Source organism: Actinoplanes sichuanensis (genome assembly GCF_033097365.1).
Lineage (GTDB): Bacteria > Actinomycetota > Actinomycetes > Mycobacteriales > Micromonosporaceae > Actinoplanes > Actinoplanes sichuanensis.
This window is the reverse complement of the sequence record NZ_AP028461.1, coordinates 396984-410089: the sequence shown is the minus strand read 5'-3', so window position 1 is coordinate 410089 and position 13106 is coordinate 396984. Positions and strand designations below refer to the sequence as shown.

The 13106-nt window shown below is 70.6% G+C and carries 11 protein-coding genes; 2 read left to right on the top strand and 9 right to left on the bottom strand.

Features of this window, described 5'->3' with window-relative positions; translation table 11 throughout:
• Positions 1-79: 79 nt before the first annotated feature.
• The 3 genes from Q0Z83_RS01690 to Q0Z83_RS01680 are packed head-to-tail and all read right to left on the bottom strand — an operon-like array spanning position 80 to position 2999.
• Positions 80-628, bottom strand: coding sequence for a TetR/AcrR family transcriptional regulator (locus Q0Z83_RS01690; protein WP_317791980.1), 549 nt, complete (start codon positions 626-628; stop codon positions 80-82).
• Positions 629-666: 38 nt separating this feature from the next.
• The gene (locus Q0Z83_RS01685) at positions 667-1434 is read right to left on the bottom strand and encodes a hypothetical protein (protein ID WP_317791979.1); all 768 of its coding nucleotides are present in this window, start codon (positions 1432-1434) and stop codon (positions 667-669) included.
• Positions 1431-2999 carry an AAA domain-containing protein gene (locus tag Q0Z83_RS01680; RefSeq protein ID WP_317791978.1) on the bottom strand — a complete coding sequence of 523 codons (1569 nt, stop codon included), beginning with the start codon at positions 2997-2999 and terminating at the stop codon, positions 1431-1433. The genes Q0Z83_RS01685 and Q0Z83_RS01680 overlap by 4 nt, the downstream gene beginning before the upstream one ends.
• A gap of 88 nt (positions 3000-3087) precedes the next feature.
• Between Q0Z83_RS01680 and Q0Z83_RS01675 the strand changes: the two genes are divergently transcribed.
• A complete protein-coding gene (locus Q0Z83_RS01675; protein WP_317791977.1) occupies positions 3088-4716 on the top strand; it encodes an amidohydrolase in 1629 nt (542 codons plus the stop codon).
• Positions 4717-4743: 27 nt separating this feature from the next.
• Here the strand turns inward: Q0Z83_RS01675 and Q0Z83_RS01670 are convergent, their stop codons facing one another.
• Positions 4744-5442, bottom strand: a complete 699-nt coding sequence (locus tag Q0Z83_RS01670; RefSeq protein ID WP_317791976.1) for a hypothetical protein — start codon at positions 5440-5442, stop codon at positions 4744-4746.
• A gap of 364 nt (positions 5443-5806) precedes the next feature.
• Between Q0Z83_RS01670 and Q0Z83_RS01665 the strand changes: the two genes are divergently transcribed.
• Positions 5807-6406, top strand: coding sequence for a laminin G domain-containing protein (locus tag Q0Z83_RS01665; protein WP_317791975.1), 600 nt, complete (start codon positions 5807-5809; stop codon positions 6404-6406).
• Positions 6407-7115: 709 nt separating this feature from the next.
• Here Q0Z83_RS01665 and Q0Z83_RS01660 read toward each other — a convergent pair.
• The 5 genes from Q0Z83_RS01660 to Q0Z83_RS01640 form a co-directional block, all read right to left on the bottom strand.
• A complete protein-coding gene (locus Q0Z83_RS01660; RefSeq protein WP_317791974.1) occupies positions 7116-7850 on the bottom strand; it encodes a ZIP family metal transporter in 735 nt (244 codons plus the stop codon).
• A 138-nt stretch (positions 7851-7988) separates the two neighbouring features.
• Positions 7989-9473: an L-arabinose isomerase gene (gene araA, locus Q0Z83_RS01655; RefSeq protein WP_317791973.1), complete on the bottom strand. Its 1485-nt coding sequence runs from the start codon at positions 9471-9473 to the stop codon at positions 7989-7991.
• A 36-nt stretch (positions 9474-9509) separates the two neighbouring features.
• Entirely contained in the window at positions 9510-10535 is a 1026-nt protein-coding gene (gene yjfF, locus Q0Z83_RS01650) for a galactofuranose ABC transporter, permease protein YjfF (protein WP_317791972.1), read from the bottom strand.
• Entirely contained in the window at positions 10532-11554 is a 1023-nt protein-coding gene (locus Q0Z83_RS01645) for an ABC transporter permease (RefSeq protein ID WP_317791971.1), read from the bottom strand. The genes yjfF and Q0Z83_RS01645 overlap by 4 nt, the downstream gene beginning before the upstream one ends.
• Positions 11551-13077: a sugar ABC transporter ATP-binding protein gene (locus tag Q0Z83_RS01640; protein WP_317791970.1), complete on the bottom strand. Its 1527-nt coding sequence runs from the start codon at positions 13075-13077 to the stop codon at positions 11551-11553. Before Q0Z83_RS01640 ends, Q0Z83_RS01645 begins: the two co-directional genes overlap by 4 nt.
• Between the last annotated feature and the right edge of the window lie 29 nt (positions 13078-13106).

Below are 13106 nucleotides of genomic sequence, written 5' to 3'. Positions count from 1 at the left end.
GCCGAGGCCAGGCGGCGGGCGGCGGGCGACGGGCGGAGCGAGGGCTGGGGCGGGCGGCCGAGGCCGGGGCCGGGTGGGGTCAGTGGCCGAGGGCGTCGTAGCCGATCGCGGCGAGGCGGGCCGGGGCGTCGGCGGTGAGCTGGTCGCAGAGGGCGAGACTGGCGACCGCGACCGCGCCGAGGGCGCCGGTGATCCGCAGGGCCCGTTCGGTGTCGCCGTGGAGTTCGTCGCCGAAGGCGGCGGCGAGGGCCTGTCCGAGGACCGCGCACGAGTTGCCGATGTCGCTCTCCGGCTCGGCGAGCATCGACGAGAGCAGCAGCGCGACCATGCCCGGCTGGGCGACGGCCAGGTGGGCGAGACCGGTCAGCACCACCCGGTCGCGCTCCGGGCCGGTGGGCAGCGCGGCGACTCCGGCGCCGGTCTCCCCGATCTGCTCGACGCAGCGGTCGATGACGGCCGTCTGGAGCGCCTCCTTGGTCGGGAAGCGGTGCAGCAGGCCGGTTTTGGAGTAGCCGACCGTGTCCGCGATCCGCTGGACCGAGGTCTCCTTGAACCCGTGCCGGGCGAACAGGTGCGCCGCGGCCTCGAGGATCTCGTCGTCGATCTGCTGCTTCGTGGGACGGGGCATGGGGACCACCGTAGACCGTTATGGACCAGACTGGTCCGTCAGGGACCGTGGCGGTCCCCACACTGCGTAACGTCAGGTTCTAATTCCCCAACGCAACCGCGATAAACCCGCAAAAGGTACGGATCAGGCCCGTCCACCGCCCAGCCGAAGACCAGCGGTTCGTCCTCGCACTCGACCAGATAGACCGGCAGCCACACCGGCCGCGGATCAGACGCCACCACCTCGACCGGAACGGCCGGGCCGGTGAAGTCGGCGACGTCCGCCCGGGCCGGCAGCCGACCGACGGCGTCCGGCGGAAACCGGTCGGGTCCGGTCAACGCGGTGAACACGGTGCCGTCGGGCAGGGTCAGCTCCGCCGTCGGCAGCCACACCGCGTGGGTGGCGTGCGCGAACGGCACCGGCTCCCCCGCGCCGTCGAACAGCCACGTCAGCCGCCGGCCCCGGGACAGCCGGTAGCGCCGCCCGGCCGCCATCGATCGCCGGCCCAGGTCGGTCAGCTCGAGACCGTCCGCGGTCCGTCGCACGTGCCCGAGGTCCTCCAGGAAACGGGCGGTCCGGTCGACCAGCACCGGTTCCACACCGAAGAACACGGCCAGCTCGTCGATCCCGGACAGCCCGGCCTCGGCCAACGCCCGGGTCAGGTACCTGTCGAACACGTCGTACGGGTGCGCCTCCCGGACGGTGGCCACCACGTCGACCGCCCACATCGGCAGCAGCAACGGCACGAACCGCACCGGCCGCACCCCGGGCAGCGCGCCCACCCGCCGGACCACCTCGCGCATCGGCAGGTGCGCGGCGCCTGTCACCAGCCTTTCACCGCCCGGTTGCGGGCCGGGGCACGGGCCGCGACCCGCTCGAACACACTGCCGGTGAGCAGGGCGGTCAGCTCGTCCGCGTCGGCGCCGGACGGGCAGCGGGCGGCCACCCAGGCGCCGGCCACCTCGGGATCGCGCAACGGTGGGCGGCCGGGCTCGCCGACCAGCACCGCGCGGCGGGCCCGGACCAGCGGCACCAGCGCCTCGGGCACCGGCACCCGGGCCGCGTCCTGCAGGACGAGCAGGTCGAACTCCAGATCACCATGCTCGGGACGGCCTGCGCCGAGGCAGGTGGTGGCCACCACGTCGGCGTACCGCAGGAGCTCGGTGTGCAGCTGCCGGGACGGGCGGGCGGCGCGCTGACGCCACTCGCGCAGCAGACCGCCACGGGCGCGCAGCACCGGTTCCAGCTCGTGACAGCGATCGGCCAGCGCGGCCAGGCCCGCCTGGTCGGCGGTCCAGGAGGCGACCTCGGCCACCGGCGGGGAGTCGGGCAGCAGGCGGGTCAGGTGGTGGGCGGCCCGTTCCGCGGACTCCAGCGCACGCCGGGCGGCGAGCTCGGCGAACGCGGAACGGTCGGCTGCCATGCGGACGGCGCTGTCCTGCTGGACCTCTTGCGTCAATTGTCGGAGGCGTTCCTCGTACCGGGAAATGGTGTCGAAGGACCGGGAGCGGGCCGCGGCGGCGGACCGGATCGCCTCGCTCAGCCGACGCCGAAGCCCCGGTGCGCGCCAGCGGCGAAATGTCGCGGTCTCCGCCTGCCGCACCGCGGCAGTGAGCTGTTCTACCAGGTCAGCGGCGTGCGCGGCAGCCACCTGAGCCGTCTCGGCGGCCCGCGCGCACTCCCTGGACGCGGCACCGAGACGCTCCCGCGCGGCCTCCGCCGTCGCCACCCGATGCGCCTCGGCGCGGTCGGCACGCTCACGGGCGGCGGCCGCCTCAGCGACCGCGGTGGTCAGCCGCCGCAACCAGCCGAGCGCCGGCGACGGCTCACCGAGCCACGGCTCCAGAGACCGGGCGGCGGCCTGCGAACGGGCCAGAATGCGCTGCTGAACCCCGGCTGCCGCGTCGGCCAGACTGCCCGGACCGGAACCCGGCTGATCAGGACGGATCACCAACGCACCCGGCGGCAACCGGGACAGAACGGCCTCGACCGCGGGCGGCGTCGGCGCCGCGAGCAGCACCCGCTCGCCGCGTTCCGCGGCCTCGCGCACGATCTCCAGAACGGTCAAGGTCCGCGCGGTGCCGGGCGGAGCAACCAGACAGAACACATCCGGTACGGCCAGTGCGCGCGACACCTCGTCGGTGTCCGGAGGGTCGTCACCGGACTCGGCGAAGCGCCCCTCGGCGAGCAGCGGCAGCAACCCCGGGTTGGCGGTGGCCCCGGCGCGCAGCCGCAGGATCGCCGCACGCTGGACCCGCTCGTCGAGGCCGGCGTCCCGCGCGGTGGACTCCGGGCCGAGCTCACGGCCCGCGGCGACGGCCAACTCGAGCGCTGCGCAGAACCCCTCGTTCCGGTAGGACGCATGCTCTAGATCGACAAGGCTCGACGCCATGCGCTCACCATAGTTGTGGCGGTTGCCGCCCTTCAAACGATCCGCGATTGAATGGTGGGACCACCCTCCGCACAGATCGGATGCGCCGATGTCCCACCCCTACGCCGACCTGCTCTTCACCGGAGGGCCGGTGTTCACCGCCGGTGGCGGCCCGGCCAGCGCGGTAGCGGTCCGTGACGGTCGGATCATCGCCACCGGCCACGACCTGAGTGCCCTGACCGGACCGTCCACCGAGGTGGTGGACCTGGCCGGGCGGCTGCTGCTACCCGGTTTCCAGGACGCGCACGTGCACGCCGTGATGGGCGGTGTCGAACTCAACCAGTGCGACCTGACCGAGACCACCGACCTCGACGAGTATCTGCGCCGGGTCGCCGCCTACGCGGAAGATCACCCGGACGTGGCCTGGATCGTCGGCGGTGGCTGGTCGATGGAGACCTTCCCGGGCGGGGTGCCGGCCAAGGAACTGCTCGACCGGATCGTCCCCGACCGGCCGGTGTTCCTGGCCAACCGCGACCACCACGGCGCATGGGTGAACAGCCGGGCGCTGGAACTGGCCGGGATCACCGCCGACACCGCCGACCCGGCGCACGGGCGGATCGACCGCAACCCGGACGGCAGCCCGGCGGGCGGTCTCCAGGAGGGCGCGATGGAGCTGGTCACGCCGCTGCTGCCGGAGGTGACCACAGCCGACCGGATCGCCGGCCTGAAACGGGCCCAGCAGTTGCTGCACTCGCTCGGGGTGACCGCGTGGCAGGACGCCATGGTGTGCGCGACGAACGGTTACCCGGAGGTGTCCGACGCCTACCTGGCCGCCGCGTCCGAGGGCTGGCTGACCGCGACCGTCGTCGGGGCGCTCTGGTGGGACCGCGACCGGGGCCCCGAGCAGATCCCGGAGATCGTCGCCAACCGGGAGCGACTCACCGTGGGCCGACTGCGCTGTGACAGCGTCAAGCTGATGCTGGACGGGGTGGCGGAGAACTTCACGGCCGCGATGACCGAGTCGTACCGGGACGGCTGCGGCTGCGCGACCGGCAACACCGGGCTGTCGTTCATCGAGCCGGCGGCGCTGCGGTCCTACGTCACCGAGCTGGACGCGCTCGGGTTCCAGGTGCACTTCCACGCCCTCGGGGACCGGGCCGTGCGGGACGGGCTGGACGCGGTCGCCGCGGCCCGGGCGAAGAACGGCTTCACCGACAACCGGCCGCATCTGGCCCACCTGCAGGTGGTGCACCCGGACGACGTGCCCCGGTTCCGGCGGCTCGGCGCGACGGCGAACCTGCAGGCCTACTGGGCGTCCCACGAGCCGCAGATGGACGATCTGACGATCCCGTTCCTGGACCCGGCACTGGCCGGGCGGCAATACCCGTTCGGCGACCTGTGGCGGTCCGGGGCGCACCTGGCGGCGGGCAGCGACTGGCCGGTCAGCACCCCCGACCCGCTGCAGGCGATCCACGTCGCGGTGAACCGGGTCCACCAGGGTGAGGACTACCCGCCGTTCCTGCCGGAGCAGCGGCTCGACCTGGCCACCGCGCTGGCCGCTTACACCGCCGGGTCGGCCTACGTGAACCGGCTCGACGACACCGGCACGATCCGCCCCGGCAATCGGGCCGACCTGGTGGTCCTCGACCGGGACCCGTTCACCGCCCCGACCGCCGAGATCGCCTCCGCGTCGGTGGCCGGCACCTGGGTCGACGGGCGGCAGGTCTACGCCGCATGAGGAAGGGGGCCGGTGGGCCCCCTCAGCTCAGTTCTTCTCGTCCTCGTCGTCCGGCTCGACCGCGTCCTCGTCGTCGTGCTCGACCTCGTCGGCCGGCTGCGCGTGCCGCGGCGCCGCCTCGATCACCTCGGCGACCGGCTCCTCCTCGACGTACTCGCTCATCTGCGGGGCGTCGACCCAGAGGGCGCGCAGCTGGCTCTGCATGAACCCGGTGAGCCGGCCCCGGTACTCCCGGTCGAACTGCTCCAGCGCCTCGATCTGCTGCTGCAGGGCCTCCCGCTTGGCGCCGAGGCTGCCCACCACGTCGTCGTAGCGCTGCTGCGCCTGGTGCTTGAGCTGCTCGGCACCGGCGATCGCGTCGGCGCCGATGGTCTCCGCCCGGTTGCGGGCGTCGGCCACGATCTTCTCCGCGGTGCGCCGGGCCTCCTCGGCGCGGGCCTGGGCGTCCCGGGCCATCTGCTCGGCGCCGGCACGAGCCTCGGCCAGCACCCGGTCCGCCTCGCGGCGCACATTGTTGGCGTGGGCCTGGGCGTCCCGCGCGATCTGCTCGGCCGCCGCGAGCGCATCCGTACGGATCTTGTCCGCGTGGTGCTGCGCGCTCGCCACGTGCTCCTCGGCGGTGCGCTGCGCGAGGGCGAGAACCTGCAAAGCCTGGTTCGGCAGGCCGGGGTTGGGGGCGATCACCGCGTGCTCCGAGGTCTGACTGTCCGTCCCATTGAGCAGCACTTCGACACGATCCTTACTCGAGGGGGTGAGGTCCGGCGACCGGCAGACTCTTGGGGGGTGGGCCGGCGCGCATGGCCATGATCGGGCGGATGCTACCAAGCTGAGCTGCCAGTTTGCGAGGGTCCGCCGACGATCACATTTACCCCACTAATGCCCTTTACGGACATTTCGTATATTAGGATGAATTGGATCTTGTGTCCGGCCCATCGGAGGACGATCCATGCGTACCGCCCTATTGACCTGCCTCTTCCTCGTGGCCACCGGGCCACAGGCCGCGGTCGCCAGTCCAGCCGCGAGACCCTTGGCGAACCCTTTCGCGAGGCACGGCTCGAGCCCCGATGACGTCCGGATGGCGGTCTGGCCGATGGACGAGACAGCCGGCAGCCGGTGGATGACCGACACCAGCGGCCGCGGCCATCACGGCCAGATCGGACCGGAGGTCGGCACAGGTCTGTCCGAGGGGTTCGCCATGGGCTACCGCTTCGAACGCCTGGAACCGGACACTCCGCCCACCCGACCCGGCCATCTGGTCACCATCGCCGACCACTCGGACCTCGACCCCGGCGACCGCGACTTCGCCGTCACGATCCGACTCCGAACCACCCACAAGTTCGGCAACGTCATCCAGAAGGGTCAGGCCACCGTCCCCGGCGGAAGCTGGAAGGTCCAGATCCCGAACGGCCGCGCCACCTGCACCTACCGCGGCACCCGCGGAACGATGGAACTGATCGCCCCCTACAAGATCAACGACGGGGACTGGCACGTGGTCCGCTGCACCCGCCTGAACGACGGCGTCTACCTGAGCATCGACGGCGTCGAGGCGGCGTCCCGGGAAGGCTGGACCGGCCCGATCAGCAACAACTGGCCGGTGACGATCGGCGGCAAACCTGACTGCGACCAGATCGAAGTGGGTTGCGACTACTACGCCGGAGACCTCGACTGGATAAAGATCGAAGCCGCTTGACCTCCCCTCACCCCTCGCCCCCACCTCTTGCGGGCAGGCCCTCACCTCTAGCGGGCAGGCCCTCACCTCTTGCGGGCAGGCCCTGACCGCCGCGCCCCACCGGCACCCCCGCCCCGCCCCCGCACCCCGCGCCCTTCGCCTTCCTCCCCATCTCCAACCATTTCCCTCGCCACCGGCGCTCACCCCCGCGCCCCTCGCCGACGCACTGCCCATCTCTCGCCTTCGCCACCGCAACGGCGCGCCCTCACCACCGCGTCATCGCCACCGCACAACCACACCCTCACCACCGCGCCTTCGCGACCCCAGACACCGCGCCCTCATCACCGCAACACCGCGCCCTCACCACCGTGCCTTCGCCACCCCAACACCGCGCCCTCACCCGGCGCACCTTCACCACGGCGCCCTCACCGCCGCTCCTTCACCAGCGCACCCTCACCACCGCGCCTTCGCCACCGCACCACCGCGCCCTCACCGCCGCTCCCTCACCACCGGCTCTCGCTCTCGGCTCTTGCCCGAGCAACGCACGCCACCCCCGACAGGCGGCCGAACAACACACGGCACCCGCGGCGAACTCCCGCACGACATGCGCCGACACAGCACCAACGCACGCGGCGGACGGGCGCGGGAGCGGCGACGGCGAGACGCCGCATTTCGCCTGGCCGGCGAGAGACGGTCGGCGGCGAGTGGAGTACGGGCGGTGGGGCCGGGCTCAGAGGTGGGAGAGGGCGAAGGACAGCAGGAAACCCGTCACCGTGATCAGGCCGATCAGCAGGTGGGCGTCTTCGAAGGCCTCCGGGATCATGGTGTCGGCGACCATCGTCAGGATCGCGCCGCCGGCCAGCGCCGTGATCCAGCCCAGCAAGGCGGCCGGGGCGTCGGCGAGGATCGTGTGACCGGTGATCGCGGCCAGGCCGCTGATCAGGGCGATTCCGGACCAGAGGCTGAAGACGTACGTTCGGCTCCGGCCCGCCGCCCGCATTCCGGCCGCGCTGGACAGGCCCTCGGGGACGTTGCTGACGAAGACCGCCACCACGGTGGCCACGCTGACGCCGCCGCCGGCCAGCAGGCTGGTGCCGATGACTATCGATTCGGGGATGCCGTCGAGGAGGGCACCCAAGGCCAGGGCCAGGCCGGATTCGTCGTCCTTACGGTCTTCGGAGCGTTTCCGGTTGCGGGCGCCGCGTCGGGCCAGCAGCACGTTGCAGCCGGTGTAGATCAGCGCGCCGGCGATCGCCCCGGAGGCGGCCCATTCCATGCCTGCCTGTTCGTAGGCCCCGCCGACCAACTCGAACGCGACGGCCGACAGGAGTACACCGGCACCGAACGCCATGATCGACGCGATGATCCGCCGCGGGATGTCGACGAGGTAGCCGACCGCCGCGCCGAGCAGCAACGCGGAACCGGCCAGCAGCCCCCAGCCGCCCGCCTCCAACCAACCGGGCATACCGGCGATCATGCCCAGTCATCCCGCGCGGCACACCATCCAGACGGGGTGATCGCAAAGGGCCGCCCGCAAGGCCCCATCCGAAGGGCCGCCCGCAAGGGGCGGCCCAAAGGATCGGCTGACGGGGCGGTCGGCGAGCTAGCGGCCGAAACCGCGGGCGAGCCGGTGGTACGCCTGGTTCCAGCGCACCTCCTTGACGAACGACCGGGTGGTGGTCGCCTCGTCGATGACCAGCAGTTCGGTGCCGACCATCTCGGCCAGGTCGGCCAGTTCCTCCGCGCCGACCGCCGAGGACAGCACGGTGTGGTGCGGGCCGCCCGCGGTCAGCCAGCATTCGGCCGATGTGGACAGGGACGGGGCCGGCTTCCAGACCGCGCGGGCGACCGGCAGTTTCGGCAGCGGCGCGGTCGGCGGAACCACCTCGATCTCGTTGGCGACCAGGCGGAACCGCTCCCCCAGGTCGGCCAGGCCGAGCACGATGGCCTTGCCGGGGGCGGCGTCGAAGACCAGGCGGACCGGGTCCTCGCGGCCGCCGATGCCGAGCGGGTGGATCTCCAGCTTCGGCTTGCCGGACGCGATGGTCGGGCACACCTCGAGCATGTGGGCGCCGAGGATGACCTCGTTACCCGGGGTCAGGTCGTAGGTGTAGTCCTCCATGAAGGAGGTGCCGCCACCGGGGGCCATCGCCTTGAGCGTGTGCACCAGGACCGACGTCTTCCAGTCGCCTTCGCCGCCGAACCCGTACCCGTCGGCCATCAGACGCTGGACCGCGAGGCCGGGCAGTTGCCGGAGCCCACCGAGGTCCTCGAAGTTGGAGGTGAACGCGCGGAAGCCGCCCTCGGTGAGGAACTGCCGCAGGCCCAGCTCGATCCGGGCGCCGTAACGCAGCGAGTCGAGCCGCTCCCCCAGCAACTCGGGGGCGACGTCGTAGGTGTCCTTGTACTCCTCGACGAGCTTGTCGATCTCCGTGTCCGACTGCTGGTCGACGACGGCGACCAGGTCGTTCACCCCGTACGTGTTGACCGAGACGCCGAACCGCAGCTGAGCCTCGACCTTGTCGCCCTCGGTGACCGCGACGTCGCGCATGTTGTCACCGAAACGCGCGAGCTTGAGGCTGCGCATCGCGGCATAGCCGCGAGCGGCCTTCACCCAGGTGGCGATGCGGGCGGCCACGGCCGGGTTGCTGACGTGCCCGGCGACGGTCTTGCGGGGTACGCCCAGACGAGCCTCGATGAACCCGAACTCCCGGTCGCCGTGCGCGGCCTGGTTGAGGTTCATGAAGTCCATGTCGATCTCGGACCAGGGCAGTTCGACGTTGTGCTGGGTGTGCAGGTGCAGTAGCGGGGCCCGGAGCGCGTCCAACCCGGCGATCCACATCTTGGCCGGGGAGAACGTGTGCATCCAGGCGACCACACCGAGCACGCCGGGGGTGGACGAGGCCCGCCGGCAGATCTCCAGGATCTGCTCGGCGCTGGTCAGCACCGGCTGCCAGACCACGTCCGCGTCGAGCTGCGCGTCCAGCTGTCCGGCGATCTCCCGGGACTGGGAGGCGACCTGCTCCAGGGTCTCCGGTCCGTAGAGTCCCTGGCTGCCGGTGAGGAACCAGATTTCCCCGTTACTCATGTGGTCGCCTTTCTCGTACTTTCGTAGTCATGCTGGTTATTTCGCTTTTCTCGTGACGAGTCGCTGCATCACGATGAAGACGAAGAGGAGCACGCCGATGATGATCCGCGCCCAGGCCGCGTTCAAATCGCCCTGGAAGTTGATGATCGTCCGGATCAGACCGGTGACCAGGACACCGAGCACGGTGCCCCAGACGAAGCCGGAGCCGCCGGTCAGCAGTACGCCACCGATGACGCAGGCGGCGATCGCGTCCAGCTCCATGCCGTTGCCCTGCAGGGCCCAGCCGGAGGTGGAGTTGATGCTGAACAGCACACCGCCGAGCGCCGCGCAGAAACCGCTCAGGGTGTAGACGGCGATCTTGGTGCGGCCCACCGGCAGGCCCATCAGCAGCGCCGAGTCGGCGTTGCCGCCGATCGCGTAGACGTTGCGGCCGAACCGGGTCCAGGCCAGCACCGCGGCCGCGACCACGACGGTGAGCACCGCGACGATGGCGATCGGCTTGGTGACCACACCGTCGGCCAGCACGATCCGGAAGTCGGAGATCTCCCGCCACATGTCGTCGCGGATCGGGACCGACTCGTCGTTGATGGTCAGCGCCGCGCCGCGGGCCAGGAAGAGCCCGGCGAGCGTGGCGATGAACGGCTCCACCTTGAAGTAGTGGATCACCGCTCCCTGGCCGGCACCGATCAGTGCACCCAGCAGCAGCACCGCCGGCAGGACGACGAGCGGCGGCCAGTCGGCCTTGAGGAGGGTGGCGGTCAGGATCGTGGTCAGCGAGATGACCGCGCCGACCGACAGGTCGATACCGCCGGTGATGATCACGAAGGTCATGCCGACCGCGACCACGAGCAGCACCGCGTTGTCCCGGAACAGGTTGACGATGACGCTCGGGTCCTCGAAGTTCCGGTAGTTGGCGACACCGCTGCTGTACATCACGATCAGCAGGAACAGGGTGGCGAGGATGGGAATGTACCGGCTGTTCGGCTTGTAGACCCGGCGCCGCTTGTTGAGCACCGGCCCTCCACCGTCCTTGGTGACCGGAGTCATGTCCGTGGTGGTCATGCTGGCGCTCCAACTTTCTGCACGGCCGGACGCTTGAAGCGTCCGAAGACCTTCTCCCGGAAGTCCGGCGACTGCGACAGACAGAGCGCCACCACGACGACGGACTTGAACAGCAGGTTGGCCTCGGCCGGAATGTCGATCGCGACCACGGTGACCCGCAGCGTCTGGATGATGATCGCGCCGAGCACGGTGCCGATGATCGAGAACCGGCCGCCGATGAGCGCGGTGCCACCGATGACCACGGCCAGGATGGCGTCCAGCTCGATCAGGTTGCCGGCCGAGATGCTGTCGGCGCTCTTGATGTCGGCGCTGGCGATCAGGCCCGCGAGACCGGCGAAACCGCCCGCCACCACGTACGTCATGATCGTGATCCGGCGGGCGCCGATGCCGGCCAGCCGGCTGGCCGTCGGGCTGCCGCCCACCGATTCCAGCAGCAGGCCGAGAGCGGTACGCCGGGTCAGCAGGACGGTGAGGCCCACCGCGGCCGCGGCAATCAGCAGCGCGATCGGCAGGGTCAGGAAGAACCCGGAGGCCAGCGCCGAGTACGGCCCGGACTGCACGTTGATGATCTGGCCCTCGGTGAACAGCTGAGCCAGACCGCGGCCGGCCACCATGAGGATCAGGGTCGCGATGATCGGCTGGATCCCGACCACAGCGACCAGCGCGCCGTTCCAGAGCCCGGCGGCCAGCGAGATGAGGATCGCTGCGCCGATCGCGATGAACACGCCGCTCAGGCTGTTCTGGTTCGGCAGGTCGCTGATGAGCAGACACGCGACCGCGCCGGAGATCGCCATCACCGAGCCGACCGACAGGTCGATACCGCCGGTCGCGATGACCAGCGTCATGCCGAGGGCGACCAGGATGAGCGGTGCGCTGCCACGCAGGATGTCGATCAGGGTTCCGAAGAGGTGGCCGTCTTGGAACGCGATGAACTGGTTGGAGGTGAACGCGTTGACCGCCAGCATCACCACCAGGATCAGCGACGGCCAGAACAGCCGGTTCTTGTACAGGGTCGTCATGAGGTTGCTCCGCTGGCGATGGTCTGCATGATGCGGTCGGCGTCGACGTCCGCGGTGTTCTCCAGCTCCTCGACCAGGCGCCGGTCCCGCAGCACCGCGATCTTGTGACTGAGCCGGAGGACCTCCTCCAGCTCGGCGCTGACGAACAGCACCGCCATGCCGCCGTCGGACAGCTCGGCCACCAGGCGCTGGATCTCGGCCTTGGCGCCGACGTCGATACCGCGGGTCGGCTCGTCGATGATCAGGAGCCGGGGCTCGGTGATCAGCCACCGGGCGAGCAGCACCTTCTGCTGGTTGCCGCCGCTGAGGTTGCGGACCGGGCGCTCCGGGTCGGCGGGCCGGATCTGAAGGGCCTTGATGTACTTGTCGACGATCTCGTCCTGCTGCTTACGCGGGATGGGGCGCGTCCAGCCGCGGGTGGCCTGCAGCGCCAGGATGATGTTCTCCCGGACGCTGAGCTCGCCGATGATGCCCTCGGTACGCCGGTTCTCCGAGGAGAAGGCGATCCGGTGCTTCATCGCGACCTGCGGGTCACGCAGGTTGATCCGCTTGCCGTCGACCAGCACCTCACCGGTGTCGGCCTTGTCGGCGCCGAAGAGCAGGCGGGCCAGTTCGGTGCGGCCGGAGCCGAGCAGACCGGCCAGTCCCACCACCTCACCCTCGTGGATGGTCAGGTCGTACGGGGCGATCGCGCCCGTACGACCGAGGCCCTTGGCTTCCAGGAGCGGCTTGGCCTCGGCGGCCCGTTCCCGGTTGCTCTGCGCCTTGTCCTCGAGGTCCTCCAGCGCGGCCAGTTCCTTGCCGATCATCTTCTCGACCAGCTGGACCTGGGACAGTTCCTCGGTCCGGTGCTCGCTGATCAGCTTGCCGTTGCGCAGGATGGTGAGCCGGTCGGAGATCTCGTAGATCTGGTCCAGGAAGTGCGAGACGAACAGGATCGCCACGCCGTCCTCCTTGAGCCGGCGCATGACCCGGAACAGCTGCGCCACCTCGGCGGTGTCCAGGCTCGAGGTGGGCTCGTCGAGGATGAGGACCCGGGCGTCGACGTCGATCGCGCGCGCGATGGCGACCATCTGCTGGATCGCCAGCGAGTACGAACTGAGCGGTGCGGACACGTCGAGGTCGAGGTCGAGCCGGGCGAGCAGCTCCGCGGCACGCCGCCGCATCTTGCCCCATTGGATCTTGCCGAATTTACGCGGCTCACGGCCGATGAAGATGTTCTCCGCGACGGAGAGGTTGGTGCAGAGGTTGACCTCCTGGTAGACCGTGCTGATGCCGGCCTGCTGGGCGGCCAGCGGACCGGAGATGCTCACCGGCTCCCCGCCCAGCTTGATCTCGCCGCCGTCGATCTCGTACACCCCGGTCAGGGTTTTGATCAGGGTGGACTTGCCGGCGCCGTTCTCGCCCATGAGGGCGTGGACCTCACCCGGGAACAAACGGAAATCGACGCCGTCGAGGGCGACGACGCCGGGGAAGACTTTTCGGATCCCGGTCATCTCGAGGACCGGGGACTGCTCGCCCATTCTGGCTCCGTTTCGAGCTCCGCAGGCCG